Genomic DNA, 23,764 nt, shown 5'->3' with positions numbered 1-23,764 from the left:
TCCGAGGGGTTTCCAGGACCTCCCCCGCACCCGTTTGACCCGATGAAAAGGACACGCCGCCCCGTCCGATCTTCACGGAAGGGTACGGGGCAGCGTGCAGGTTCAAGTCGTTTCATCCTGTTGATGGGATTTCTTCCAGGCGTTCACCCAATTGGTGATCGTGTTCTCGGATACACCAAACAAAGCGGCTACAGTCTCCCTCGGCACGTCGTACTCCACCCTCATCCTGACTGCAAGAATCTTCCCGTACTCGTAGCGGATTTTATCCGCATCCTGCACCGGTGTGCCGTCCTCCATCTCTCCTCTGTCAAGAGCTTCGTAGAACTCCTTTATCCCGGAGATCATGTCGTAACTCGACTTACCCGATATGTGCTGGACGAACTCGTGGAACGGGAAATCTCCCACGACGAAATCGGCACTGGACAGGTTGTCGTATGCGTATTCCCCTTCGGCCAGCGTGTCGGGATCCCTCGTCCACGACGATGTCGGTACCGGCAGCAGCTGGGTAGGCTCGTTGAATCCGGCTTTCACGTACACTATCGAACGGGGGTCCATGTCGTAGTGCCTGGAATCCACGAACCTCTTGGCATCCGCGTTGTTCTTCTGGAAGGTGCAATTGACATTACCCGGATCGTTCTCCGCATCCAGGAAGTTCCTGAACGCGGGACCCAGGTTCCTCATGGCCGGGGAAAGAAGCCACAGGCACATGTTGAATTTCCTGATAATCCCGCAGAACTTCTTCATCGAGGATGCCATGTCGCCGACGTTGTTCATATCTCCGAGAAGGAAGTTCTGGGCCTCGTCCAGAAGCAGGACGATCATCGTGTCCTTACGACCGTATTTCTCCAGGGTCTCCACCACGATCGGGAATATCTCCTTCATGGAATGGATGGTGTACACGCCCGGCGGGGATTCGGTTACGAATCCCTTCCTCGACTTCTTCACGAAGATCACGTTGGTAATCAATACCACGTGCTTCGGACAGTCCGGGTAGTATCCTTCTATCAGTCTCTGGCAGTAGGAGACGGCACAGTGAGTCTTGCCCCCTCCCCTCATCCCGTAGGAGACCAATACCGCACCGGGCTTGAAGATCCCCTTCAGATATTCATTGATAAAATCGCTGTTCAGTTTCATGCGCTCCCTCCGAAAGCATCGGTTCTCTTGTTCCAATCCTGTTCGGCCATCTCCGCCTCACGGTTGAGAAGACCGGCATCCCTCATCACGTAGAAGTACAGCATCAGGTACAGCTTGAACTTCTTTAGGGAGGTGTATCCTTCCTCGGGAAGGGGATACTTGTTCGTTATCCTGAAGTACCGCTCGTTTTCCCACAGGGGGAAGTTGCAGTTCAGTGCCAGGGCCTGTTCGAAGGTGTTCAGGTATTCCACCCTCGTGTCCTTGACCTTGAACGCCCGCAGGAGGTTGCGGTACTCGTTGTTCATGTCCGTGATTGTTTCCTTGAACTTGGGTACGAAACGCTGCATCATACCGCCTCCGCGTATTCTATGAGAGTGTCTATCAGACGTACTGGGTCAATGTCCATCATGTCCCAGTAATCCGCACAGGCCGAACATTCGTCGGTGAGTTCCCCGAGGGATTGTTTGGCATCTTCGATAGGATCGGGGAACATGATACCCAGAGGTTCGGATAGGTCGGAGAAGTCACCCTGTTCCCGTACCGGGGGAGGTTCGGGCGTGACCGCCCTCTCCTCTCCGTCCACAGGAACGTCGGAGACATCGACACCGAAAATCTTGGAGACGAGGGAATCGAATTCCTTCCCGCCCATGAGGTCCCTCATAGCATCATTCCAGTCGAATATCTCTCCCGGGATCATCGAAGGTCTGAGGCCGTGGACGTAATCATAGGTGATGGGTTCGTTGTTGTAGCTTGCCGTGGCAGCTTTCCATTCCGCTTCGGATATTCCCCTTCCCTTCATGTTCTCCACATAGTTCTGGGTACCCTTCATCCTCGCCCAGGCCTTGTTCTGCTTCCTGTACTCGTCGATCTTCTTCAGACCGGCAACACATTTACACAGGGAACGCAGCGTGAAAAGGTCCTGGAGTTTGGATACATCGTTCACGGGAGGTGAACGGGCGAAGATGAGGTAACGGTTGTACCTCATGACGGAATAGCACCACTCCCTGTCCATGATCTGGCTCTCCAGGGAGTCGGCCTTCCTGATGAGGTAGTCCTCCATCTCGTCCCAGGCCCACTGCATCGATTTTATCCTGAAGTAGGCGGGACCGTAGAGTATCGCTTCCGAGGTGTTTATGTCCGGAAGGGAACCCGAGTCCCCCACAGGAGGTTCGTTCTGGAATGGGAACATCATTCGCTCCCCTCCTTCCTCTTCCTGAAGATCCCTTTCTTCGGTGGCGGCGTTTCCCTCTCCTGTACGGGGGGACGCTGCGGTTCCCTCGGAGCCAATCTGTCGGTGACATCCTGATAGATTTCCGCTCCGGGGGTGCGGTCGGAGATCATCTCCACAAGAAGGTCTGCCGATTTCGCATAGAATGCCGACATGGCCGAGGTCTTCGATTCAAGGAGCTGCGCTTCCTTCCTGGTGAGTTCCTTGGTGAGGTGTTCTTGGTTATAAGCGGAAACCAACCACTGCTGTGTCGTGTCTATGCACGATGGTGCGGGGGTATAGGAGTAGGAACGTACCCTGAATCCGAAGATCCACTTCTTGATCTGGGTCTCTTCGATCTTCTCTTCGACAACATCTATGGCATCAACGGTGACCATAGGGAAGAGTACCTTCTGAACGAAGACGGGTCTCGTCCTCTTCACCAATCCCACATCCAGACGGAGAGGGGAACGTATTCCGAGGAAAACGGATTTCAGGATTTCCCTGAAGGACTGTTCCTGAAGACACTGGTTACCGTCCCTGTCCCAATAGTAGACCACGGGCTTGATCTCCTGGGCACCGCCGGGGAAACGTTCCGAGATGAGGGTGTGGACGTTCACGTACACAAGGTCGAGTTCCCCTCTGATGTAGGCAAGGGAGTAACAGCCGAGGAATGCGATTACGAAGGAGAGGTACCAGATGTCGGTGGGTTCGATGATCGTGTGTCCGGCAAGGGAGAATATGAGGGGGGAGAGGGAAGCGAGGAACAACAGCAGCGTCACGGGATCCTTGTAGGGCATGACCACGTGTACCCTGTCCCTTACCCTCCTTCCGAGTTCGAATGCACCCAGCGAGACGAATGCTATGAGGAAGGGGAGGATGGCCTCGATCATTTCCTTCCCCTTCCGAAAAAGCTTTTCTTCTTGGGTTCCTCCTGTTCCTCGGGAACTTCAGGAGGTTGGTTCTTCTGTTCCTCAGCTATCCTCTCGGATTCTTCGGCAAGAGGATTGTCCGAATGTTCCTCAACGGTTTCTTCGGAGGGTTCCTCTGCAGCATCAGATCCCTGTTCCTCCTCTTCCGTTACGGATTCCGCTTGGGATTCAGCCTCTGGGGATTCCTCTACGGAATCGGGTTCTTCGACGTTGATGTTCTCTTCGAGTTCTTCCTCAGAATCTTCTTGGGGAACATAGACGAATGGATTGGCAATCTGGGGGCGTCTTGGTCTCTTCTCCTTCCCTCCCGATCTCCTGCGCATAACGAACCTGGTGTAGTCATCAGCTCTCGCCCTGTCCTCCTTCAGGTTGTTGGTTATCAGGGATATGGCTCCGAGGAGATCGGGATCCCCCGTATCTTCGGATTGAATGTATTCGAGAGTGTCAGCTATGAGGGATTCCACCTCGTCGATGTTGTCGGCCACGCACATGGATAGGCGCAGCGTCTCATCGACGAGGGCCTGTCTTTCATCGAGGGAGCCTTTGCAGTCGGCGAGCTGGCGGCAGGTGTCGGTCCATAATCTGAAGGCCACGGTATAATGAAGGTAGCCTGCGTAGAATTCGTCCAGGACGGTCATGAGATGACCTCCGGGATCGTGATTTGGGTGTTTGCGGATTCCATCTTTATCTCCTCTGCGGGGTAGACGGATTCCTTTCGTTTCTGCGGATGATTATGGGGTTTTTGTGGTTATAATGGTAGGGGAGAGGTCAGAAGTTTACACTTTACAAGGTAGCTTATGACAGAATGTAAAGGAGTGGACAGAATGGGTGTAAATGCTCAGTTGAATCCGTCCCACCTGCCCACATAAGTGAAATCAAAACTGCAATCATCCCACAAGGGGATGTAAGTGGTTTAAAAACGGAGATTCTTCAATTCGGGTACTTTCTGCCTTAGTTTCCACAGGGCTTCCCGATCCCCTGCCTCGAAAGCCTCGATTACCTCGTCCGGAACTTCCCTTACCGGGTACGGCTCGCCATTCCTGTAACAATAGTCTCTAAGGGTCTCTCCTTCGAAATATAGGAAACATCCGCCTTGATGGAACTCCCCATCGGTTCCCCATCTGTCAATGTAGATGTTCCCAATCGGCAGCTTGCCTCCGAAGTGGCTGCGGATATACCTCTCGGCTTCCTCCTTCTCTTCGCCGTCCAGCATACCGTACCAGTAGCTCTCGATGAATTCCTGGGTCTCCCAGTCCTCGAAGTCTATGAACTCGGAGATATCGAACTCGGGATCCGCGATGTACCCGAAGGTTCCGTCATCGAACAGGTAGCTTCCTCCGGGTATGTGTCCTCTCCTGAACACATAATCCGCGGGATCCTCCTTCTTGTTGAACAGCCTGAACATTACTTCTTCCCCCCTATCTCGCTTACTCTGTACTTCACGAACGGTTCCCCGTTCTTGTTGTCGAAGTAGTACTGGTCCTCCATGCACTCGTAAGCCTCGTCCTCCGAACTGAAATCCTCCAGCTTCTTCCATCTCCCCCTTTCGAGGTATTCCACCCTGTAGGTGTTCTTCGGGGATCTGGAGATCACCTGAGGATAGAACCTGTACTGAGGGTACGAACAGAACCCCGAATAACCGTAGGCACCCGTGAACTCCCCCAATCCGTTCTTCACGATGAATTCCTCCAGCCAGGGCGAGTTGTTGGTGTCCACGAAGGCACATCCCTCAGGGCACCTCTCCCCCGGCAAGTTCACGGTTACGTCGGCGAAGTCCTCCCCGTCCTGGTCTATCAGTATGATCGCCAGCCTGCCGTTGTTGGTGTATTCGGTCACGAACAGGGAGAGGTCATACATCTCCCCGTAGAATTCCAGCGGGTACATCATTTTCCCTCCCTGTCGTCGAATCCGTAGTCCAGTTCCATATCCGTGATGTCGAATCCGTAATCCTCGGATTCCTCCTTCTCCTGTTTCACTTTCTTCTCATTCATATTCTCATTCTCCTGATTGCAAATTGTTTCGTGTTCACCAGTTATCACGAAATCCAGCCGAACATCCATTCCGCGTACGCGCGAGCGTGTTCCCTCAGATATTTAGCAGGGTCCTCCGAAAGGAATTCCGACCACTCGAACAGGTGGGTCACCTCCCATACCACCGCTGCGAAGATCAAAGCGAGAAGGACAAGACCCAGCACCTGTTCCAGATACCAGTTCATACTACCCCTCCGTTGAGTTCTATCAGTATCAAACCGGCAACCGTCATGGCCATCAGGGAAGCGAAGATGCACCCCGACACAATCAGCAGGAAACGGATTCCCTTGGCAATCGCTGGATGGAGCATCACATCCCCCCGATCATTCTGATTAGCGCAGCTAGACAGTACACCGCACCGACCGCAGCCAGGCCGTCGAATAACATTTTCAAGTTATTCACAGCACGACCCCCAGCCAGTACACGCAGTATGCACAGGCACACACGAACAATGCGCATACGCACACGCATATAGGAACGTCGCGGAACCTCACCCCGAATACCTCCGGCTAAGGACCTTCAGCCTGTCCGCCAGGTCCATCTCCCTCTTCGTGGAGAAGGGGAAGTTGCACAGCAGATACTCCGTCGCATAGGAAGGATCGAGGATATCCTGCACGAACCCGCCGAATTCTATCTCGGAGAGGGAAGCCTCGTTGCCGTGTTCGTTCCATTGGACGTACGCCCAATAGTCCTTGATCCAGCGGATGCAATCGGGATCTTCCGCAATCCTCAGTCCGATCGGAGTGGTGTCCTGCCTGAAATCGGGATCGAGGTAGAGTTCCCTCAGGATGTCTATGCCGTCGGGACCCGATGCCCTGTCAGCCTCGGCCAGCATCCTGTCCCTCTTCTCGTAGGGATCCTCTTCCTCGGGTTCGAATACATCGTCGAATCCGTAGGTTCCCAGGAATCTGTATCTCCTGCCGTCGTAGGCGAATGCCAGCCATCCGCCGTTGTCGTCGGGGCAGACGAATCCTCTTTCATACGTGGGTTTCCACAGCTTCGTTTCTTTGAGGTCAGCACCTCTTCCGTAGGCGCGGTCGATGTACTCCTCGTAATCCCATTCGGAGATTATGCCGGGCTTCATGCCGTAGCCCCCAGAATGTGCTTCCCGTGTTCGTCGAACTGGCAGTATGGGCCTTTCTTCTTCATCCAGGAATAACCTGTCCAGACTGTGAGAGGGGGCTTGTACCCCCTCTCGCGGTACCTCTCCATGAGAGAGGTAGCGGCCTTGTCCATCTCCTCCTCGGATCCGCAGAAGGTCACCGGGTATTCCTCGTCGGCGGTATGGGAGAACACCCAGGTCTTGGAGTCCATTCAATCCCTCCCGTACTGGCGGCACATGAACACCTCGTCCTTGACCTTGTACTTCCCGGGCTCCACGAGGATGTCCCTCTCCACTCCCAGACCGAAGGGCGGGAACCTGAGGGACTGGAGTTCGCTGAGTCTTACGTAACCCCACTCCCAGAGCAGTTTGCCGGGGGCGAATTCATCGGGGAGACCGAGGGTGACGAATCCGTAGAGGAGCCAATCTCCACCTGGTTCTGGTTCCCCTTCGGTGATGAGCCATGTGGCGGCGGAACCTCCGAAGTATTTCACCACGATCTTGGAATCCCCGCCCTTCCCGTCCTGTGAGTAGAGCGGGTTCTTCTTCAGTGCTTTCTCGATCTCTGCGGTCATCAGCTGCATCTGTTCGTCCTCCTTTTGATTTGTAAAAGGTTTTTAGAAATCGTTTGTGCGTGAAGGTCTTCGAGCCTCTTCAGTTCCGACATTATCGAATCCATCTCCGCTTTCAGCTTCGCGGGTTCGTCAAGGTCGGGGTCGTAGATCCATTCCCTGATCTGTCCGAAATCCCCTTCGAGCATCACGGAATATGCTTCCCTCGCGGCCCTTTCGATGCCGTCGTTGATGCTCTCCCCGGTCTCCAGCGCATCCATGAATCCGTAGGGGTCGTAATCGTCCATGAAGCGGGCGATCCTGTAGGAGAGCATCTGCATGGCCCTCCTTTCGGCAGCGTTCAGCAGAACACCCCCACAATCTTCGCTTTCTTGCCCTCGGCCTTGAGCTGCCTCTTCAGGGATTCCGCCTTGGACTTGGACGAGAAGCTCCCCATCACGGCACCGTCCACCCTGACCTCGAACACCTGTTCGCCCTTCTTCCTCGGGACTGGTTTGGGGGCCTTCTTCGGTTCGGGTTTCTTCGGGATCGGCTTCGGTGCCTCCTTCTTCGGAGCGGGTTTGGGAACGGGCTTCGGAGCGGGTTTGGGTGCTGGTTCCTCCGCAGGCTTGGAAGGAGTCTGGGTCTTGGGTTTCGGGGGGTAACCCTGGGACATCACGCGGAGCCTCTTCTGAACCAGTTTGAACTCCTGATAGGTGATGCCGAAATCCTTCCAGTAACTCCAGTATTCGGAGTAACGGGTGAGGTAGCAGTCCCTGAAGATGTCAATCAGCTCCCTTCCCCTGTCCGGGTCCCTGAGCATGATCTCCATTTCAGAAGCGGTGTACACTGGGATCTTCCTGCCGTCGTAGGGTTCGTAGTACCACTGACCGGCACGTTCCATCCCCCTCTCCAGCATCTCAAGAAGAGTGCAGAACTCAATCACCGAACCGTTAATCATCTCGGCAACGGTGAGGTTCTTCCTTGCCACGGGTGCTTTGGGAACGGATTTCGGTGCAGGCTTGGGCGTATGGCCGAACTCCTCGATTGTCGGCTGTCTCTTGGGAACCGGCTTCTCCGGAGGCACCTTCCCGCCCTTGGGGATGGGAAACACCACCTTCTTGTCGTCAGGTCTCTCCTGGATGAGGTAGCGGTACTCGATGGGCTTGTTCAGGTCCAGCCCGGAGATCACCAGGTACCCGTTCTCGATGCGGACATCCTTCACATCCCCGATGAGGACGCATCCTGCCCCTCCCTGTCCCCTGCCGTCGTTGTAATCGTCGTTGTAGGACAGGGTGGTCTTCCCCTCGTAGATTCCGCCGCCGTAGGACAGGGCACGGATGATGACGTTGCCCTTGTAGGCACGGTCCACATCGGCGAGCTTCCCGTTGTCGATGATCGAGAAAGGATAGCCGAACACGTGGGTCTCCATCTCCTTCCTGGGTCTTCCGTTGTTGAAGTATCTCACCGCACCTTCGGCCCTCTTCCTGAGGACCTTCATGTCCGTTTCACCATCATAACGGTAGGAACCCCATTCGCTCATGGAGAGGACGGGATCGTCGTCGATGTCGCGGTAGTATTGGGTGCCGCAGAATCCGCATCTGATTACCGCATCCGGACCCAGTTTCCCGATATACATCTGGTGGTCGGGCGCTCCGCACATAGGACAGTACATCTCAGTGCCTCCTGAATATGCGGATAAGCCTGTCCTTCAGGGGACGGGTCCTGTTCTCCGATACCTGAGGGGGATTGCCCGTGAGGTAGGAACCCTTGGTGCAGAACACCTTCCTCTTACCGGTCCGGGGATTCTCACGGATCGTCTTGGAGTAGTACGCTCCGCATTTGCCGCACTGGACATGGTTTATCGCTATCCAGTCCTCCTTCAGGTCGTAGGTCTGGACGGTGTACTCCTCCGCCACCTTCCTGGAACCGCAATAAGGACAGGACATCAGTCATCCCTCCTGATGCACTCGATGGTAACCCTGTCGCCGGGATAATATCCATCTCTGCCCTCCGCCATTCTTCCTACGTCATGGCAGTACTGCCTGAAATCCGCGTTCTGCTTCGGGTCGTCCAGGTCGTAGATGGTCGGTACATCGTCATCCATGCTGTCGGTGACTTTCATCAGAAGGGCCATTTTACCGCCTCCTTCCGAAGAATCTTCTCTTGCGGTTGCCGGACATAACAGTGTTGAGGTCCACGGGGTCGCCGTAGAGGTCGTAGGTGATCCTCCTGGCGAATCCGAAGTAGTAGCCTCCCCTGATCTCCGGCTCCCCGTCCTCGGTGATGGATTCGGAGATGTAGTTCTCCTCGCCCAGGTTGTCCAGGAAGTCGAGGATCGTGGAGTAGTCGCAGTCGGAGTACTCGTCGAAGTGGTTCCTGTCCTCCCACAGGGCGGAAACGGTTCCGTCGTTGTCCTGGGTGACCCTGTCGGGCCTGTCCCTCAGGGTCTTGAGGAACCTGAGGAAGTAAATGCCGGCTTCTGGGGAGACTGTAACTCCAAGGGTGGTGTAGACGCTCATCTGCGGAACCTCCTGGCTCTTGCGTAGTCCTCCCACGCTTCCCTCTCTCCGCAGGCGGAACAGATCTCCGTTTTTCCATCCCTTCTGGAGAGAGCGGGGTAGCCGATGATGGGGTTGCCGCAGACGGGGCAGATACGCCTCTTCTCGTTCCTTATCCTGACGAATCCGGAACTGTAGTCGTGTTCCCCGTATCCGATGTCCTTCTCCATCCCGCATTGTTTCGCTTCAGCGTGATTGAAGATTCCCGTACTCATGTACATCCTCTGTTCGGGAGGGATGTCGGCAGGCGGGAGATTCACTTCATACTCGGGCTTGCAGAACTTTTTGATGAGATCCTTCGTCTTCATGCCGAAGAAGGGATGGTCCCACATATCGCCCTCGAATGGGGTGGATTTGCAGTACTTCCACACGTCCACGCAGTACAGACGGTAGTTGCCCTGGCTCCCCTGGACGATATACAGGAACTCGATGTCCCCGTGGAGGCCTTCGTCCTCGAATTCGTAGGCTTTGTCCATTCCCCTTTCGGATGCCAGTCTCCCGGGGATGCCGTTGTATCTCATGTACTCGGCGAGCTTGTCGATGCTCTTGTTCCAAGCGGGAAGGTAGCCCGCGTTGATGTTGGCGAGGAAATAAGCGAGATCCGCCCCCACTCCTTCCGGATAACCGTCCCAGTGGTGATAGAACTGCTGGTTCCCCACTATGATGTTGCTCCTTGTGCTCATGTCTTCACCTCAGAATGTGATGTCTCCGCGTTCGACGATCTTCTCCGCCATCTTCCTGATGTCCTCCCTGGCTATGTGCAGACCCAGACTGTCGTTGAAGTGGGTCAGGTAGGATTCCGTGGCACCGGAGATACCGAAGAACGCCAGGTAGTTGGGGTCGTAGACCCTGCTTATCTCATCTATCAGGGAACGGGCGGTGTACCTCTCGGAAAGGTAGTTCCCGAGCTTCCTGATCTCCTCAAGGTCGGAGCCGTACTCTGTCCTGGGTTTCACGTTGGGGGAACAATGCTCCCCGCATCCGCGGCGGCAGCTGTCGCAGTCGCCTCCGCATTTCTTCTTTCTCAGCATTTTCTTACCTCTTTTGATTTGTAAAGGGTTTTTAGAAATCGTTTCAGTAACGGAAAATCGCATGGATCCTGTCCAATCCGTTTATGTCATGGACACGCATCCTGATCTCCCGCTTCTTCTCCCTTGAGAGCTGTCTCCCAAGTTCCTCTATCTCGGACAAAGTGCCCTGATACTCCGCGAAGGTCACACGCAGACCGTTGTCGTAGGTGAACGTGTACCATCTCCCAGGGTTCTTCGGAGCATCCCTGTTCCTGAACTCGATAATCATACGGTGCCTCCCAACCAGATCGTGGCAAGAGCCGCCGCCAGCCATCCTATTCCCCTGCGGTACCTTCCGAGTTTCACGGCTATGACGGCACCGACGATCTCACCCGAAAGAACGAGAGGGAACCAGTTGCCCTGAAGCCATTCGACGTAAGGCGAGACCTTCTCGGAGAATTCCTTGAAGTATTCCGCCAGGGATTGGATGTCCGACGGGTTCATCTTCCGGCCTCCAATTCCTTCTGAAGGACATCGTACACGCACGGTTCCCTGCAAGTTCCGCACATGGAGCACGGAATGATCGGGGCACCGCACGAGGGACAGATGCTTCTCCCGTATGCGCGTATCCGGACCTCCTCCTCGCATACAGGGCACAGCTCCCAGGTCATCAGCGTAGGGTGTTCCCGTATGCCGTCGAGGATGTCCTGGGGGCGGTTGACAGCGAAGCCGAGTTCCTTCACAGTCTCACCTTCCCTGCAATCCAGTTCACGACGTAATCGGAGAGGAACAGACCGAACACAATCAGAGCGGCACTGCCGATGACGAGGACGTACCTGCGGGTCAGGAGACCATACAGGGCGAGGACGGCACCGATTACGATGCAGATCCCCTTAACCCAGTTCTTCGTTCCTTCGTCGGCATCGTGGTCCTTATGGAGATTCGTTAGACCGGGGCTGACGTAGTCCACCTTGGTTACCTTGAATTCCACCTTGGGTTCGGTGTGCATTCCGGCATCGTCGCATACCCCCAACTGGGAGATCTGGAGCGTGTACCCTTCCTCGATGAACAGCGTCTCGTAACCGTCGGTCTGCATGGCATCCGCATACCACGATGTCAGATCCTTTCCATCGGTCCATACCGCTACCAGGGTGTTCTGTTTCACGGAATGGTCCATTCCCCTTTCCAGGGTCACGGAATCGGACTGGAAGAACGGAGTGAAGATGACGTCGTCGTACACCTTGTTGCCAAACTCGTCAAGAATGGATCCTCTGACGAAAGGAGCGTCCATTCCGTTTCCGTAGAGACCTATCTGGAGATCGTCCAGATCGTCCCCGTTGGCATCGTAGTAGGTCGCGAGCTGCTGCATGGCCGAGAGGGTGAGTATTTCGTTCATCCCCTCCGACAGCACCACGGAATCGTAGACGTTGCTTGCCATGAGCGTCGTGACACCGTAGTCCTTCTGGTCCGCACGGTCGTAGATGTTCCATACCGCCGAGGCGGAGTTGTTCGCCGAAACGGATGTCCAGTATATCCTGTCGAGGAGCTTCTGGTAGGCTTTCAGGATCGGAGTGAGATCCACGGCCTCTGGTGCATCCTCTCCCGAAGGTATGTCGGAAGGTACGACCTTGAATGAGACTCCGTTGTAGGTTCCGTTGCCGAATAACATTTTTCCGTTATCCAGCACGGCATACCTGCTCTGGCCGTCGGTCTGGAAGGACAGTCCCGCTTTGAGGGGAACGTAGGATTCGCCCATCACGGAGGACAGGGAATCGCCGCCGATGATGGAGTTCGTCACGGTGTAGATACCTGACTGGAACGGTTTGTTGCCCACGTTGGACTTCAGAGAGGACAGGTATGTCTTGCCGCTTTCCAGCGTGTAGGTCGTCCCGTCCTCGGAGGTTATGGTGGTCCTTCCCCCGAAGTTGCAGACGTAGGCGGGTTTGTAACTTTCAGAAGTCACGATGTAGTCCTCCCCCACGGTGCCGATGTAGACCTTGGAGGTCTTACCCGAAGCATCCGCCACGGAGATTAGATCGGCGTTCCAGGAGCAACCGGTGGACATCACGGGAGTGTTGTCGAACACGAATCCCACGGACATACTGCCGGAGTAGGCATCCTTGGTACCCCAGTCGGCGATCTTCTCGGATAACTCGTTGAAGAACGAATCGATCTGGGCTACCGCATTGGCGGTCATGGTCGAGTTGTTCTCGTAGGCGCGTGCGCCCAGGAGGACGGAGTTACCGTCGTAACTCTTTCCCGAGGACCATTCGGTGTACGCTTCCAGTTCCGCCTGCCTTATCCAGTGCTCCTTGGTCATCGACCACAGCTGGGCGTAGTTGGTGTTGGCATTGGCGGTGAACACGGAGGCCACGGACATCACGTCGGTGACGTTGTTCGCAGCCGCTAATCTCAGATGGGACTGTACATCCGCTTCGGGGGAATCGAAGTAGTCGTTCAGGAACCATCCCGCCACGCCTCCGGCTCCAGCGGATCCCGCCACCATCAGAGCGATAACGAGCGGAGGGAATCCGTCCTCTTCCTCCTGCTTCTCGGTGCAGGCGAATCCGGCACAGGAAGCACAGAGGATCGTCAGAACTGCGGCAATCGCAAAGGTCTTGCCGTTCATAGGAACATCCTCCCCACGACGAACAGGGCCAGTATTCCGACGATGCCTCCGGCGACGTAGAATACGGTGCTGTCGATTTGCAACGTCCTCTTCTTTTCCTCGTCTTCGCCGTTACCGTTTCCGGGATAGGACACGGTGTAATGGCAGACCGCAGTGTAAGTGCCGTCCTCCGTTGTCACGGTGACGGTGACAGAACCGCTGGTGCTGTTAGCCACGGTATGTGCCGGGATCGAGGAGGAATCATAGGTTGCTGAGAATCCGTCCGAGAAGGAGACCTTCGTGGACGAGCTGGTGCAGTCCAGCATCACCTTCACGGAAACACTCTCGATATCCAGATGGAACACGGGCAGATACTTCGCGGTCAGGGTCATGTCCGAGATTACGGGGGATGAGAAATCCCATTTCCCGTCGGTCGTAAACCAGCCGAGGAACGCCCTTCCCTCGACGGACGGTGCGGAGATCTGCGTCACCGCATTACCCGAGGGAACGGAAACGGAACGAAGAGTTCCCGAATCGCCCACGAAGGTAACGGTCACGGAAGTACCGTCGCCGCCGATGACCTTCTGTTCCCAAACGGCGAACAGTGTCAGTATCTTCGACTTCTGCCCTTCGTCAAGGGAGAGGACGATCTTCTGCCCGGGATCGTACTGAACCGAACCGTATGCGGTGTCGGACCATCCCCTGAAGGAATATCCTTCCCTCGCAGGGGCCGTAGAAGGCACGTAGAATGCTACGGAGGTCTCGGAGGTAATCCGATATACCTGAGGCGGTACATTGGTCACGGAGTCCCCGTTCCCGTTGAATACTAGGTAGAACCTGTTGTACGGTGATTCGACCTTCTCGGTCCATATTGCATACAGGGTGACATCCCCCGAATCGGTGAAGCAGTAGGAGCTTCCCGCCGCATAGGACGGGGATTCGGAGTATCTGTTCTCGGACCATCCCGCGAATGTGTAGCCGGGATATGCGTAAGCGCACCCCGCCACGGTCATGTAATGGGGTACGGAAGATGCTGTTTCCGTCTGAACGCCCATCGTTCCCGTTCCGCCGTTGCCGTCGTAACGGATGGTGCATTCGTACACCTTGGGCTTGAACACGGCGTAGTACGTTTTGGTTGATGAAACGGTAATTGAAGATCCGACATCGGGAGCACCCATGCCTACATCGTATCTCGTTTCGCTCCAACCTAGGAAGTCGTAACCCGAAAGGGCGAAGCCGTTCTCGGGTACCGCGTACCTGAATCCTACCGCTCCGTTGAAGGATACGTTCTGAGAGCCGTCGGCGGGATTGACGAAGTAAATCCTCGCGGTGCTACCCGATGTACCCCATACCGCCTTGAGTTCCGTATACTGCGAAGCAAGGCCGTACAGATGGCCTGCGGGATAGATTACGTCGGAGGGATTCCCCGTAGGATTCCATCCGAGGAACACGTAACCCGCTTTCGTGACGATGGAACCGTCCTTCAAGCCGGTGTAGCCCTCCGAGGGAACAAGCTCGGCGAAGGTGCCGTTGTAGGTCCCTCCGTTGGCGTTGTATGCAATCACTCCGACAATGCCGGTGGCGGCAATCTCGTCGTAGGTGTACTCGTTCACGGTGAGGACGGTTTCCTTCTTCACCAGGGTGTAGGAGCCTCCGACGGGGAAGATTGCAGGGGAACCATCAACGGTGACGTTCCATCCCTTCTGCTTGGTGGTTACAGAATCAGGTAACTTCACGGCGGTGTGGTAAGGCCCGTAACCCACATCGTTCCCGTTGTAGGTCGCGTGCATGATGTTGGAAGGATCGTTGTTCGGGTCATAGACCTGGATGAAGAACAATCCCTCGGCATTACTGTGTGCCTGCCTGATACCTCCGTTGGGATACGTTCTGGGTTCGAAGTGGATCTCGTACGTTCCCGCTGTGGTCGGGGTTCCCGAGAGTACCATGCAGTAGTTTTCCATCGAGACGGTCAGCCACCCCAAGGGCCAGGAGGATCCGCTGGAGGTGTTGAACGATGCCGTGTACCCGTTGGGTCCGGTAAGAACAACATCGTAATCGTCGTGGTTCAGAGTGTCCAGTCCCAGATATGTCAGCGGTTCGCACTTGTCCCCGTCGGAACTGTATCTGTAGGATTGTCCTATTGCTGCGAGATCGCGTACCGAATTGCCCGAGACGTTCTTGGTGGATAACGGCCCGTCAGCGTACGAGAAGTCGTAAGCGGTGGATTTCCACACTGCGTAGAACGTCTTGTTCCCCGTGACGGTGTACGCCTGACCGGGATGGTAAGAGGGCGAAGAGGCTCCGCTGTTCTCGCTCCATCCCATCAGTACGTAGCCGTTCCTGGAGATCTGCTGGTAGGTGCTGTTCGATGTTCCCGTTGCCTTGTATTCGGTGGGGAAGTACACGCTGTTGCCGTTGATGACATACTGCGCATAGCCTCCCGAACCGCCGTTGGCATCGAACACGATCCTGTCCGCCCCGACGGAATCCGAACCGAAGGTGGATGCGTATGAGGCATCCGAATCCTCGGAAAGGACGGCGAAGCCGAACATTACGGAAAGAACAGCCAGCAGGCCGACGGACAGGATCGCTCCCCTCATCCTCAGGCCCCCTTGACGGACAGCGTTCCGCTGGTCGCCGCATTGGTGAAGGACAGTACGGGATCCACGGAGACCGTGAACGAGACGTCCCTTGACATGGTCTGGCCGTCGCCGTAGGTAGCGGTGGCCGTGACGGTCACGGTGTACGAGGTGGTCGAGCTGACGGTGGGTGCCTTGTAGGTGACGAGACCGCTGGAGTTGACCGTTGCAGTTCCGCCGGTGCAGGACTTAACCGCAAAGGACAGGTCCGCTCCGTTGTTCGCAGAGGCTCCGATCTGGTTCGAGTAGGTCAGTTTGGAGACCCCGGAGATGTTGTTGGCAGAAACACTGAGGGTGTTCTGACTCCACTGTGCGGTAGCCGTGACGGTGGCGTTCGCTCCCACGGAAACCGTCTGTCCGGGCTGGTAGGTCGTGTTGCCGATCTTCCATCCGGCGAAGGTGTATCCTGTCTTGGTGAATCCGCAGGATGCGAGAGTCACGGAAGTGTTCCCGTTGTTCGAGTCGGAAACGACGGTACTCTCCGTGGATCCTGCCCCTCCATTGGCATCGTACGCGACGGTATGGCTGTACAAGGTTCCGAAGACCGGGACCAGGTAAACCGTTGTGCCTGCACGTACGGTTACGCTGTCACCAGGCTGATAGACCACCTCTTTCGAACTGTATGAGGTCGAATACCCCAGGAAAGCCATGCCCGATTTGGTGGGGATGGCCGACGAGATTGTGAACGTCTGGGGGCTTGTGTCGTAGTTCTGTACGACCTGGCTTTCGGGAACGTTGCTGGCCCCCATTACCAGATGCGTAATGCCCGTCCTGTACGGTCCGCCAGCGACGACTGTTACCGTAATCCTCTCGTAGAACGTCTCTTCCCCTGATTCGTCGTTTACGGCGAACCAGGATCCGGAGTATGTTCCCGTGGGGCAGTCGGCATAGAAGTATGCGTTTATTCCCGGGGGATCCAGTTCCGCATAGTAGTACTGGGACGACAGGCCGGAAAGATAGATACTGGCCGATGTGGACGCGTCGAATGCCGACTCGTCCATCTCGGTCATCATCCAATCCCCGGTCCTGACGGTATAGCTCACGTCTGCCGCATCCGATTGGTCCGAACCGACTATGGTGAGGCCTCCCAGGGCGGTCATGCACATGAGCAGGACGGCTCCCAGGGCGAAGGATTTGGATCTCATCCTCAGGCCCCCTTGACGGAAAGCGTTCCGCTGGTCGCCGCATTGGTGAACGACAGGACGGGATCCACGGTCACGGTGAAGGACACATCACGGGTCAGATTGCCTCCCTGGGCGAACGTTCCCGTTACAGTCACGGTAACTGTGAACGATGTGGTCGAACTCACGTGTGGAGCGGTGTAGGTCACCAATCCGTTGGAATTGACTGTGGCGGTTCCCCCAGTGCAGGACTTGACCGCATACGAGACGGTTCCCCCGTTGTTGGCGGAGGCTCCGATCTGGTTGCTGTAAGCTTGTCCGGATACGCCCGAGATGTTGTTCGCGGAAACTGACAGGGTGTTCTGACTCCACTGTGCGGTCGCGGTGACGGTGGCGTTAGCTCCGACCGATACCTTTTGTCCGGGCTGGTAGACGGTGTTGCCGATCTTCCATCCGACGAATGAATATCCGGTCTTGGTGAATCCGCACTGTGCAAGGGTGACGTTGGAATTGCCGTCGTTCTCATCCGTGACAACGGTGGAAGCCGTGGTGCCTGTTCCTCCGTTTGCGGCATAGGTGACGGTGTGGTCCACGGTCACGGGATCGCCGACCGCGATGATTCTGCAATTCAGGTCCCCTTCGAGGGATCCGTTCAGATAATCTCCGCTGATCGTGATGGTTCCGGGCTTGGATATGGTTCCCGACACCACTCCCCCGACGAATCCTCCGTTGGGGTTGGCACTTGAATCGTAAGTCAGTCCGAACCCGGGGGTAACGCCGGTAATCTGATACCAGAATTCGTCGAATCCTCCTGCGTCGGCAACCGTTCTCAGCTCGACATAGCTTCCGACCGCGACGTAGTACGTCTTGTCGATGATGTCGTCAGCATCCCTGCTCAGAGAGGTGAGGGGCTGTTCGGCGGTACCATTGGGGTGTGCGCCTACGACATGGAAAACGTACTTGAGGGTGTCGTACGACCCGTTGTCCCACGTCATTGCGGTGACCGTACAGTCACCAATCAGGGTTCCCGAGACCTGCTTTGTGTAGCTGTTCACGGTACTGATCTCGAGACCGGCGTACGGGGTGACGGTGAGGATATCCCTGTTCTCGCGATTCCACTGGAGCACATCGAAATCGACGTGGCAATCGGCTTTGACCCAGACTTCTATGGTCTTGTTCTGATATGCTCCGACACTGGATGAAGTAACGATGTTTCCCTGGTAGTAGTTCGAAGCCGAGGTTCCCTTCTGTCCTGTTACGGTTAAGGTCTGGGCCTTGTAATCCATCTCCTCCCCCGCTTCTTCGTTGAAGAGGCTCTGGACGTAGGTGTACGTACCGTTCGCTACGTAGTTCGGAATGGTGAAGTATGTCGTAGAACCGCTGTGGACGGGATTGAGATGTACTTCCCATCCGAATATGGTGTTCACACGCAGCGATTCGGTGGCGGTAATCACATCATCGCCCTCGAAATTGTACCATGTGAACGATACGGTGGAACCTGGTGTGGCATTCGCCGCATCCGATTCGTCCGTTACGAGGCACATCCCCGCGAAAGCGGTCATGCACATGGCGAGAACGGCACCGATGGCGACCGTCCTGTTCTTGGTAAGATTCACTGGAATCACCTCAGAACAGGCTGATTATGCCCCCGATGTCGAGGCCTCCGACTGCTGCTACGAGAACTCCGATGATGAGGATCGCGGGGTGGTACCTGAGACCGACTACTGCAATGACAGCTCCCAAAGCGGTGACGATTATCGCCACGACGGGAATATCGGAACCGTCGTCCTTGTCCTCCTGTGCGGGCGCGTACTTGGCGTATGCGTGCATACCCGAGGTCAGGACGGTATCGGAATCCAGAGCGACGGTGCAATCCTTGTCCGCGTACCATCCGACGAACTCCTGGCCCTCTCCGGGCTCGACCTTGATGTCGGAGAGCTTCTGTCCGGCAGCTACGGTCACTTCTTTACCATTAATAGTCACGGTGACGGTCTCAGAAGGAGTGTCGGGAGTATCGGGATTGACAGGTGTATCAGGCTGGTCGGGTGAGGTCGCATCGGTCCAGTGTGCCTGGAGCACGGTAGGAGATGTGATTACGGTGTCGAAATCGAACTCGGCGCCGTTGTAGAACCATCCAGCGAAGGTCTTTCCCTCTTTGGTGGGTACTGCGGGTGCGGAGATTTTCGAGAAGTAGTTGTCCTCGTATGCTCCGACTCCGTAGCCGTTCTCGGCGACAACATGGGAGATCTCGTCCTCTCCGTCATAGAAGTAGACGGTGGGGGCTCCGCTGATCTCCATGAAGAGCTCGTAGGTCTCGTAGGTGAATCCCGACTTCTGAGGAGTGCAGGTGATGTGGTAGGAACCGGTGTTCTCGTAGGTATGAACGATCTCCACGCTTCCCTTCGTGACGTAACCGTCCACTTCCTTCACCTCGGACTGTCCGTCGCCCCAGTCGATGACAAGGGACTCCGGGGGTTCGAGGACTTCGGAATCGGGGTCGGTGATCTCGCCTGCCACGACTTCGGGCAGGAGGATGATGGTGTTGTTCCACCAGACAAGGGGGTCGGATTCTGTGTCTCCTGGATTGGCATCCAAGGAATCCATGAACAGGATGGGGGTAAGGCAGGCCGCCAGGATGACGGCCGTCATGATGCTCACCCCCTTTGTTATGTTGCTGTTCATGTTACCGCCTCAGTTGCCCGCTCCCTTTACTGAAAGGGATCCGGAAGTGACGCTGTTGCTGAAGTCGAAGACGGGGTCGACGATCAGAGTGACCTGGACGGATGCGGTGGCACCGGTGGATGCCTGGGTCTCGGTCAGGGTGAAGTTGTATGTTCCCGCTTCAACGGTGTTGGCCACGGTGACCTTCTGTCCGCTCAGGGAGACCTTGTCGGCGTTGGTTCCGGTCTTGGTCATGGTAAGAGCAAGGTTGGCCGCGCTGGGATTGGAAGCTGCGGAAACGGTGAACTCCGCGGCGGTTCCCTGAACTGCGTACAGGGTGATCTTGCCGCCGGAGACGTTGCCTCCGACTCCGCCGGCGGCGGTGACGCTGTTGATGGCGACGTTACCGACGGTGACGGTCACGGACTGGGTAACAACCTGTCCGGAAGTGGGGTTGGTCGCCTTGTAATCGATGACGTAGGTTCCTGCCGCAACGGAGGAAGCAACGGTAATCTTACCGCTGGTTCCGGTGGCGGTGGACATGGAGATTCCGCTCACTGCCTGGGAGGTGATTGCCCAGGTGGTGGTCGATGTGGTGTTGGTTCCGCTGAGAGTAATTTCTTTAGCGGTTCCCTGTGCGGTGTACTGCGCTCCGGGGGCGGCGAGGCTCATTGATGCAGCCACGACCATAGAGAATGTGGTGGAGAATGTCTGGGTAGGGGTGGTTCCGATGGTTCCGGTGACCTTGACGGTGTAGGTCTTGGCCTGTGCGCTGGATGCTACGGTACCGGTGATCTTACCGTTGGTGGCGTTGATGCTCAGTCCGGAAGGTGCTCCTGTCATGGTGTAGGTGACGGTCTTACCGTCGATGCTCTGACCGGCTATGGTGGGCTGGATGCTCACGGTACCGCCCTGATAGGTGTTCACGGTTCCCTGTGAGATGGTGGGAACGATGACCTTCACGGTAATGGTGGCGGTGGCGGTCTGGCTCACTCCGGAAGTGGTGGTGGCCTTGACCTTCACGTAGACGGTGGAAGCTGCGGTGTCATCCGCAACAGAGATCGAGACGACCTTGTTGGAAACGGATGCAGTGACCCCTCCTGCGGTAGAAGTGGAAGAGAACGTTCCTGCGGTGGTCGAAGTGCTGGCATTCACGGTCAGGGAAACCCTGCCGGAATCGATGTTGAACGTCGGTGTCCAGGTGTACGTGTCACCGGGCCTGAGGTAGATGGTTCCGTCCCCTGTCGCCGCATCGCTCTCGTCGTTGAAGAGCATGGGCGAAACGCAGACGGCCATCAGCATGGCCACGGCAAACACGGAGAGGACTCCGATGTGCTTGCTTTTGATAGCGTTCATGGTATCTTTCCTGCGGGGTTTCAGGCTCCCGCCAACCTTTGTATGAGATTCCTGTAGCCTGCGACCCCGTGATCCAGAAACATTAGTGCGGAGGTGTCGCCCATGTGATAGACGGCGGGTTCCTCCCCGCCAATATCAAGGTGATTCCCTCCGATCGGATGCGGAGAATCATAGGTGGTCTCGCAGAACAGGTAACAATCCCCCTCCCGAATTCCGGCGGCGACATGGCCGTCGTAGTCGAGAAGCACGCAATCCAGACCCATCTCCGAAGCTATCGAACAGAAGAGAACGGAAGTGTCCTCGCAGTCACCCCTGTGAAGGAACAGCGTCTCTATGGGGTATGCCCAGAAGTCGCTGGTCCCGTAGGTCCGATCGTCATAGGAATAACGTATCGAACTCTGGACGAATGTGAGAACCGCCTCCGCTTTCAGGAGATCGGAACAGTCCCCCGTCTTGGACAGGATGTGTTCCGCCACCTTCTGAACGTAGTAGTCGGATTCTATGAACGAAACGGGGCAGGACTCGAACACGTTGGAGGATCTGATGACGTCCCTTTCCATCGACCGCTGGAAAGAGTCGACCGGGATGTTCATGACAAGGATCTCGTCGGTGAACCCGCCTTTCCCGTCGGGACACTTCCAGGCGTAAATGTCACTGGTGCCCTTCTCAAAGGCTACGGAGGAAGCGTCGTGGGCCGTATAGGGTACCTCCATGACCAGGACGGCACCGAAGCTCGCCAGGGCCAGGAGGGAGATCGCGGCGGTCACGCCCAATGTTCTCAGGGTATTACCTCCGAGTGCAGAAACGAAGGAATCCAGGGGCGGACCGCCTTGGAACGGATACCGTAACGAAGATCGGAATCGGAGTGGCGGCAGTGACGTTCCATGCTGTATGTTATCGAAAGTCAGAATATGAAGCTCCGAAAATGTGCATTCAGGTACGCGGGGGTACGTGCGTACACGGGGGTATCATAGGGTACCGAAGGGTACCTCATTTTTTGTACTCAGCAGTCTAGATTAAGGAGTTTTGTGTAAATCCCAAATCAAGACTATTTATTGCTCCTATTCTTTACAATCTGAAATTCTCGGATTTGTAGGTACATCAGGAATCCGCCAAAGCTGATTCCGGAATGTAAGTGTACGGTTTCAGGACCAGGGTCTTTGGCGGATGCGGCACCTTGAGATCATCCATGAACCTGCGGTTCCGTTTGGTGATCTCCAATACCCTCCATTCCCCCTTCTTTCCGATTGCCAGTATGTTGTCCATGGACTGGAGGACGGTCCGCACGGGTTCCCCGTGCCTGCTGTCCCGAAGCTCTTTCGCCATGGTGCACCATAATATCAGAGCAACGAACTTGATCAGCAGACGGCCCTTGGCCGTCTGCGGATCCTTAGTCCTGAACCTGTTCCCGTCCAATTCGTTCTTCATCACATCGAATGCTTGTTCCACATATGTCCTGCAGTCGTAGCAGGACATCATGTCCTCCCAATCCTCTATCCCTTTGCAGAACATCACGAACATGCCGTTGCGGTTCATGGAGAACGACATGGCATTCTTCCTGCGCTCTATCCTGAGTTTCCCTTCCCCATCCACGCTCAGGTCGAAGTATTTCGCATACGGTCCCGCGAGTCTCTTCGCTTCCTTCACCGCCGTGTACGGATTGGTCTCGGACAATCTCTTCTCTATGTCCAGGATCGCTTTGTACACCGTATCCGCATCCTCTGCCGCCTTCTGCCTGTCGTAGCAGGCATACGCCTTCATCCTCATGTTCTCCGGAGCATCCGCGAAACGCGGATCCTCCGGCAGGATGAGTTCGTATTCCGCAGTATCATTGGAGTCCTCATCCTCCGTTTCGGGTTCCGCTCTGGGGACTATGGCCACTTCCGATTCCAGCACGGAATATGTATGTTCATCATGCAGCCTCAGCGAATCGGCATGGTGCTTCTCCTTCACGAGTCTGGAAAGGAGGGCCTTAACACACCTGGTTGCCTTCTTCCCGGGGATCACGAAGGATACCTCCTTCTCCAGCAGATACTTCAGATTGGATGCGGAACCGAATCCCCTGTCCATGATGAGAGAACAATCGCCTTCCTTCAGTTCCCCCACACGTTCCACCGTCCTTTCCAGTGTCCTTAGATCGGGAATCGACCCCGGATACAGTTCGAACATCACCGGTATGCCGGACTTGTCGGTGACAAGTCCGAAGTTCAGCTGTTTCATCTTCTCTTTATCGCGGTTGTATCCCCATTCCGCCCATTCCCTCATCCTGCTGTGGCTGGAAACCGATGTTAGATCGAATGTCAGAGTGCCTTCGGCCCTTGCCAGTCTCCTTTCGAACAGGTTCTCGAGGCTGCCCAGGCTCTCTCCCAGGAACTTTGTGAATTCCGACAATCTGGGAGAGGAGAATCTCCCTTCCAGCCCCAGCATCTCCCCGATCAGGCAGCCGTCGACGGTATCCTCCACGGACGAGAACGGTCCTCCGGATAATGCCTGTGCCACGGCACAGGCGAGTATCCGGTCCCCTTCAGGACCGAAACAATAGAAGAGATCCTCCCTCAGCCCGATGCGTTCAGATATGCTCTTGAGCATATGCGAACCCCCGAATCTCTTCCCGGTTATGTCCTCATCCGACAGGAAAGAATCCGTCCGAGCACGATTTTTCTTGGGAATTATTTTTCCGCTCTCTTCGTCAAGAATCCCGATATATTCATTCACGGTCTTCGGATACTTGCTTCCTGGCTCGTACACAGAGGTGCTTCTGTAAGCATATTTCCTGTTACCCCTCTGAACGTAATATATTTCGGGCATATACCTATATTGTAGGTATATTATAAAAACTCATCGATATATAA

The 23,764-nt window shown here is 55.7% G+C and carries 29 protein-coding genes; all 29 read right to left on the bottom strand.

The window, feature by feature from the left end; translation table 11 throughout:
- Positions 1 to 102: 102 nt before the first annotated feature.
- Complete coding sequence (locus O8W32_01715; protein WII09562.1) at positions 103 to 1,134, bottom strand: helix-turn-helix domain containing protein; 1,032 nt, start codon at positions 1,132 to 1,134, stop codon at positions 103 to 105.
- Positions 1,131 to 1,481 carry a hypothetical protein gene (locus O8W32_01710; protein WII09561.1) on the bottom strand — a complete coding sequence of 117 codons (351 nt, stop codon included), beginning with the start codon at positions 1,479 to 1,481 and terminating at the stop codon, positions 1,131 to 1,133. The genes O8W32_01715 and O8W32_01710 overlap by 4 nt, the downstream gene beginning before the upstream one ends.
- Positions 1,481 to 2,326 carry a hypothetical protein gene (locus tag O8W32_01705; protein ID WII09560.1) on the bottom strand — a complete coding sequence of 282 codons (846 nt, stop codon included), beginning with the start codon at positions 2,324 to 2,326 and terminating at the stop codon, positions 1,481 to 1,483. Before O8W32_01705 ends, O8W32_01710 begins: the two co-directional genes overlap by 1 nt.
- Positions 2,323 to 3,234 carry a hypothetical protein gene (locus tag O8W32_01700; GenBank protein WII09559.1) on the bottom strand — a complete coding sequence of 304 codons (912 nt, stop codon included), beginning with the start codon at positions 3,232 to 3,234 and terminating at the stop codon, positions 2,323 to 2,325. Before O8W32_01700 ends, O8W32_01705 begins: the two co-directional genes overlap by 4 nt.
- Complete coding sequence (locus tag O8W32_01695; GenBank protein ID WII09558.1) at positions 3,231 to 3,911, bottom strand: hypothetical protein; 681 nt, start codon at positions 3,909 to 3,911, stop codon at positions 3,231 to 3,233. Before O8W32_01695 ends, O8W32_01700 begins: the two co-directional genes overlap by 4 nt.
- 275 nt (positions 3,912 to 4,186) lie before the next feature.
- Positions 4,187 to 4,678, bottom strand: a complete 492-nt coding sequence (locus O8W32_01690; GenBank protein ID WII09557.1) for a hypothetical protein — start codon at positions 4,676 to 4,678, stop codon at positions 4,187 to 4,189.
- Positions 4,678 to 5,157, bottom strand: a complete 480-nt coding sequence (locus O8W32_01685) for a DUF4313 domain-containing protein (protein ID WII09556.1) — start codon at positions 5,155 to 5,157, stop codon at positions 4,678 to 4,680. Before O8W32_01685 ends, O8W32_01690 begins: the two co-directional genes overlap by 1 nt.
- Before the next feature lie 151 nt (positions 5,158 to 5,308).
- The gene (locus O8W32_01680) at positions 5,309 to 5,488 is read right to left on the bottom strand and encodes a hypothetical protein (protein ID WII09555.1); all 180 of its coding nucleotides are present in this window, start codon (positions 5,486 to 5,488) and stop codon (positions 5,309 to 5,311) included.
- A gap of 305 nt (positions 5,489 to 5,793) precedes the next feature.
- Positions 5,794 to 6,387: a hypothetical protein gene (locus O8W32_01675; protein ID WII09554.1), complete on the bottom strand. Its 594-nt coding sequence runs from the start codon at positions 6,385 to 6,387 to the stop codon at positions 5,794 to 5,796.
- Positions 6,384 to 6,617, bottom strand: coding sequence for a hypothetical protein (locus tag O8W32_01670; protein WII09553.1), 234 nt, complete (start codon positions 6,615 to 6,617; stop codon positions 6,384 to 6,386). Before O8W32_01670 ends, O8W32_01675 begins: the two co-directional genes overlap by 4 nt.
- A complete protein-coding gene (locus O8W32_01665; protein ID WII09552.1) occupies positions 6,618 to 6,989 on the bottom strand; it encodes a DUF2958 domain-containing protein in 372 nt (123 codons plus the stop codon).
- Positions 6,980 to 7,291: a hypothetical protein gene (locus O8W32_01660; GenBank protein ID WII09551.1), complete on the bottom strand. Its 312-nt coding sequence runs from the start codon at positions 7,289 to 7,291 to the stop codon at positions 6,980 to 6,982. The genes O8W32_01665 and O8W32_01660 overlap by 10 nt, the downstream gene beginning before the upstream one ends.
- 26 nt (positions 7,292 to 7,317) lie before the next feature.
- The gene (locus tag O8W32_01655; protein ID WII09550.1) at positions 7,318 to 8,631 is read right to left on the bottom strand and encodes a hypothetical protein; all 1,314 of its coding nucleotides are present in this window, start codon (positions 8,629 to 8,631) and stop codon (positions 7,318 to 7,320) included.
- Between the two features lies 1 nt (position 8,632).
- The gene (locus tag O8W32_01650) at positions 8,633 to 8,905 is read right to left on the bottom strand and encodes a YgiT-type zinc finger protein (protein ID WII09549.1); all 273 of its coding nucleotides are present in this window, start codon (positions 8,903 to 8,905) and stop codon (positions 8,633 to 8,635) included.
- Complete coding sequence (locus O8W32_01645) at positions 8,905 to 9,093, bottom strand: hypothetical protein (GenBank protein WII09548.1); 189 nt, start codon at positions 9,091 to 9,093, stop codon at positions 8,905 to 8,907. The genes O8W32_01650 and O8W32_01645 overlap by 1 nt, the downstream gene beginning before the upstream one ends.
- A gap of 1 nt (position 9,094) precedes the next feature.
- The gene (locus O8W32_01640; protein ID WII09547.1) at positions 9,095 to 9,478 is read right to left on the bottom strand and encodes a hypothetical protein; all 384 of its coding nucleotides are present in this window, start codon (positions 9,476 to 9,478) and stop codon (positions 9,095 to 9,097) included.
- Positions 9,475 to 10,200, bottom strand: a complete 726-nt coding sequence (locus O8W32_01635; GenBank protein ID WII09546.1) for a hypothetical protein — start codon at positions 10,198 to 10,200, stop codon at positions 9,475 to 9,477. Before O8W32_01635 ends, O8W32_01640 begins: the two co-directional genes overlap by 4 nt.
- Before the next feature lie 9 nt (positions 10,201 to 10,209).
- On the bottom strand, positions 10,210 to 10,548 hold the full coding sequence (locus O8W32_01630; GenBank protein ID WII09545.1) for a hypothetical protein: 339 nt from the start codon (positions 10,546 to 10,548) through the stop codon (positions 10,210 to 10,212).
- Positions 10,549 to 10,591: 43 nt separating this feature from the next.
- Positions 10,592 to 10,816, bottom strand: a complete 225-nt coding sequence (locus tag O8W32_01625; GenBank protein WII09544.1) for a hypothetical protein — start codon at positions 10,814 to 10,816, stop codon at positions 10,592 to 10,594.
- Positions 10,813 to 11,031 carry a hypothetical protein gene (locus O8W32_01620; GenBank protein ID WII09543.1) on the bottom strand — a complete coding sequence of 73 codons (219 nt, stop codon included), beginning with the start codon at positions 11,029 to 11,031 and terminating at the stop codon, positions 10,813 to 10,815. The genes O8W32_01625 and O8W32_01620 overlap by 4 nt, the downstream gene beginning before the upstream one ends.
- On the bottom strand, positions 11,028 to 11,270 hold the full coding sequence (locus O8W32_01615) for a hypothetical protein (GenBank protein WII09542.1): 243 nt from the start codon (positions 11,268 to 11,270) through the stop codon (positions 11,028 to 11,030). Before O8W32_01615 ends, O8W32_01620 begins: the two co-directional genes overlap by 4 nt.
- Positions 11,267 to 13,156 carry a hypothetical protein gene (locus O8W32_01610; GenBank protein WII09541.1) on the bottom strand — a complete coding sequence of 630 codons (1,890 nt, stop codon included), beginning with the start codon at positions 13,154 to 13,156 and terminating at the stop codon, positions 11,267 to 11,269. The genes O8W32_01615 and O8W32_01610 overlap by 4 nt, the downstream gene beginning before the upstream one ends.
- Entirely contained in the window at positions 13,153 to 15,735 is a 2,583-nt protein-coding gene (locus O8W32_01605) for an InlB B-repeat-containing protein (protein ID WII09540.1), read from the bottom strand. Before O8W32_01605 ends, O8W32_01610 begins: the two co-directional genes overlap by 4 nt.
- 2 nt (positions 15,736 to 15,737) lie before the next feature.
- Positions 15,738 to 16,919: an InlB B-repeat-containing protein gene (locus O8W32_01600; protein ID WII09539.1), complete on the bottom strand. Its 1,182-nt coding sequence runs from the start codon at positions 16,917 to 16,919 to the stop codon at positions 15,738 to 15,740.
- A 2-nt stretch (positions 16,920 to 16,921) separates the two neighbouring features.
- Positions 16,922 to 18,511, bottom strand: a complete 1,590-nt coding sequence (locus tag O8W32_01595) for an InlB B-repeat-containing protein (GenBank protein ID WII09538.1) — start codon at positions 18,509 to 18,511, stop codon at positions 16,922 to 16,924.
- A gap of 10 nt (positions 18,512 to 18,521) precedes the next feature.
- Complete coding sequence (locus O8W32_01590; protein ID WII09537.1) at positions 18,522 to 19,577, bottom strand: InlB B-repeat-containing protein; 1,056 nt, start codon at positions 19,575 to 19,577, stop codon at positions 18,522 to 18,524.
- A 9-nt stretch (positions 19,578 to 19,586) separates the two neighbouring features.
- Positions 19,587 to 20,912, bottom strand: coding sequence for a putative Ig domain-containing protein (locus O8W32_01585; protein WII09536.1), 1,326 nt, complete (start codon positions 20,910 to 20,912; stop codon positions 19,587 to 19,589).
- Between the two features lie 20 nt (positions 20,913 to 20,932).
- The gene (locus tag O8W32_01580; protein WII09535.1) at positions 20,933 to 21,679 is read right to left on the bottom strand and encodes a transglutaminase-like domain-containing protein; all 747 of its coding nucleotides are present in this window, start codon (positions 21,677 to 21,679) and stop codon (positions 20,933 to 20,935) included.
- A gap of 334 nt (positions 21,680 to 22,013) precedes the next feature.
- A complete protein-coding gene (locus tag O8W32_01575) occupies positions 22,014 to 23,720 on the bottom strand; it encodes an IS1634 family transposase (GenBank protein WII09534.1) in 1,707 nt (568 codons plus the stop codon).
- Positions 23,721 to 23,764 lie beyond the last annotated feature (44 nt).

It is taken from the genome of Methanomassiliicoccales archaeon LGM-DZ1 (assembly GCA_030168595.1).
Taxonomy (GTDB): Archaea; Thermoplasmatota; Thermoplasmata; order Methanomassiliicoccales; family Methanomethylophilaceae; genus Methanomethylophilus.
The sequence above is the reverse complement of the archived record's forward strand: the minus strand, read 5'-3'. Positions and strand labels throughout refer to the sequence as shown.

Bases quoted from the DNA above. Each gene is read 5' to 3' on its own strand.
- O8W32_01675 (WII09554.1), bottom strand. From the start codon at position 6,387: ATGAAGCCCGGCATAATCTCCGAATGGGATTACGAGGAGTACATCGAC.
- O8W32_01575 (WII09534.1), bottom strand. From the start codon at position 23,720: ATGCCCGAAATATATTACGTTCAGAGGGGTAACAGGAAATATGCTTAC.
- O8W32_01650 (WII09549.1), bottom strand. From the start codon at position 8,905: ATGTCCTGTCCTTATTGCGGTTCCAGGAAGGTGGCGGAGGAGTACACC.
- O8W32_01610 (WII09541.1), bottom strand. From the start codon at position 13,156: ATGAACGGCAAGACCTTTGCGATTGCCGCAGTTCTGACGATCCTCTGT.
- O8W32_01715 (WII09562.1), bottom strand. From the start codon at position 1,134: ATGAAACTGAACAGCGATTTTATCAATGAATATCTGAAGGGGATCTTC.
- O8W32_01685 (WII09556.1), bottom strand. From the start codon at position 5,157: ATGTACCCGCTGGAATTCTACGGGGAGATGTATGACCTCTCCCTGTTC.
- O8W32_01645 (WII09548.1), bottom strand. From the start codon at position 9,093: ATGGCCCTTCTGATGAAAGTCACCGACAGCATGGATGACGATGTACCG.
- O8W32_01655 (WII09550.1), bottom strand. From the start codon at position 8,631: ATGTACTGTCCTATGTGCGGAGCGCCCGACCACCAGATGTATATCGGG.
- O8W32_01670 (WII09553.1), bottom strand. From the start codon at position 6,617: ATGGACTCCAAGACCTGGGTGTTCTCCCATACCGCCGACGAGGAATAC.
- O8W32_01630 (WII09545.1), bottom strand. From the start codon at position 10,548: ATGCTGAGAAAGAAGAAATGCGGAGGCGACTGCGACAGCTGCCGCCGC.
- O8W32_01710 (WII09561.1), bottom strand. From the start codon at position 1,481: ATGCAGCGTTTCGTACCCAAGTTCAAGGAAACAATCACGGACATGAAC.
- O8W32_01700 (WII09559.1), bottom strand. From the start codon at position 3,234: ATGATCGAGGCCATCCTCCCCTTCCTCATAGCATTCGTCTCGCTGGGT.
- O8W32_01680 (WII09555.1), bottom strand. From the start codon at position 5,488: ATGAACTGGTATCTGGAACAGGTGCTGGGTCTTGTCCTTCTCGCTTTG.
- O8W32_01590 (WII09537.1), bottom strand. From the start codon at position 19,577: ATGAACAGCAACATAACAAAGGGGGTGAGCATCATGACGGCCGTCATC.
- O8W32_01620 (WII09543.1), bottom strand. From the start codon at position 11,031: ATGAACCCGTCGGACATCCAATCCCTGGCGGAATACTTCAAGGAATTC.
- O8W32_01585 (WII09536.1), bottom strand. From the start codon at position 20,912: ATGAACGCTATCAAAAGCAAGCACATCGGAGTCCTCTCCGTGTTTGCC.
- O8W32_01705 (WII09560.1), bottom strand. From the start codon at position 2,326: ATGATGTTCCCATTCCAGAACGAACCTCCTGTGGGGGACTCGGGTTCC.
- O8W32_01690 (WII09557.1), bottom strand. From the start codon at position 4,678: ATGTTCAGGCTGTTCAACAAGAAGGAGGATCCCGCGGATTATGTGTTC.
- O8W32_01640 (WII09547.1), bottom strand. From the start codon at position 9,478: ATGAGCGTCTACACCACCCTTGGAGTTACAGTCTCCCCAGAAGCCGGC.
- O8W32_01660 (WII09551.1), bottom strand. From the start codon at position 7,291: ATGCTCTCCTACAGGATCGCCCGCTTCATGGACGATTACGACCCCTAC.
- O8W32_01600 (WII09539.1), bottom strand. From the start codon at position 16,919: ATGAGATCCAAATCCTTCGCCCTGGGAGCCGTCCTGCTCATGTGCATG.
- O8W32_01635 (WII09546.1), bottom strand. From the start codon at position 10,200: ATGAGCACAAGGAGCAACATCATAGTGGGGAACCAGCAGTTCTATCAC.
- O8W32_01625 (WII09544.1), bottom strand. From the start codon at position 10,816: ATGATTATCGAGTTCAGGAACAGGGATGCTCCGAAGAACCCTGGGAGA.
- O8W32_01605 (WII09540.1), bottom strand. From the start codon at position 15,735: ATGAGGGGAGCGATCCTGTCCGTCGGCCTGCTGGCTGTTCTTTCCGTA.
- O8W32_01695 (WII09558.1), bottom strand. From the start codon at position 3,911: ATGACCGTCCTGGACGAATTCTACGCAGGCTACCTTCATTATACCGTG.
- O8W32_01665 (WII09552.1), bottom strand. From the start codon at position 6,989: ATGCAGCTGATGACCGCAGAGATCGAGAAAGCACTGAAGAAGAACCCG.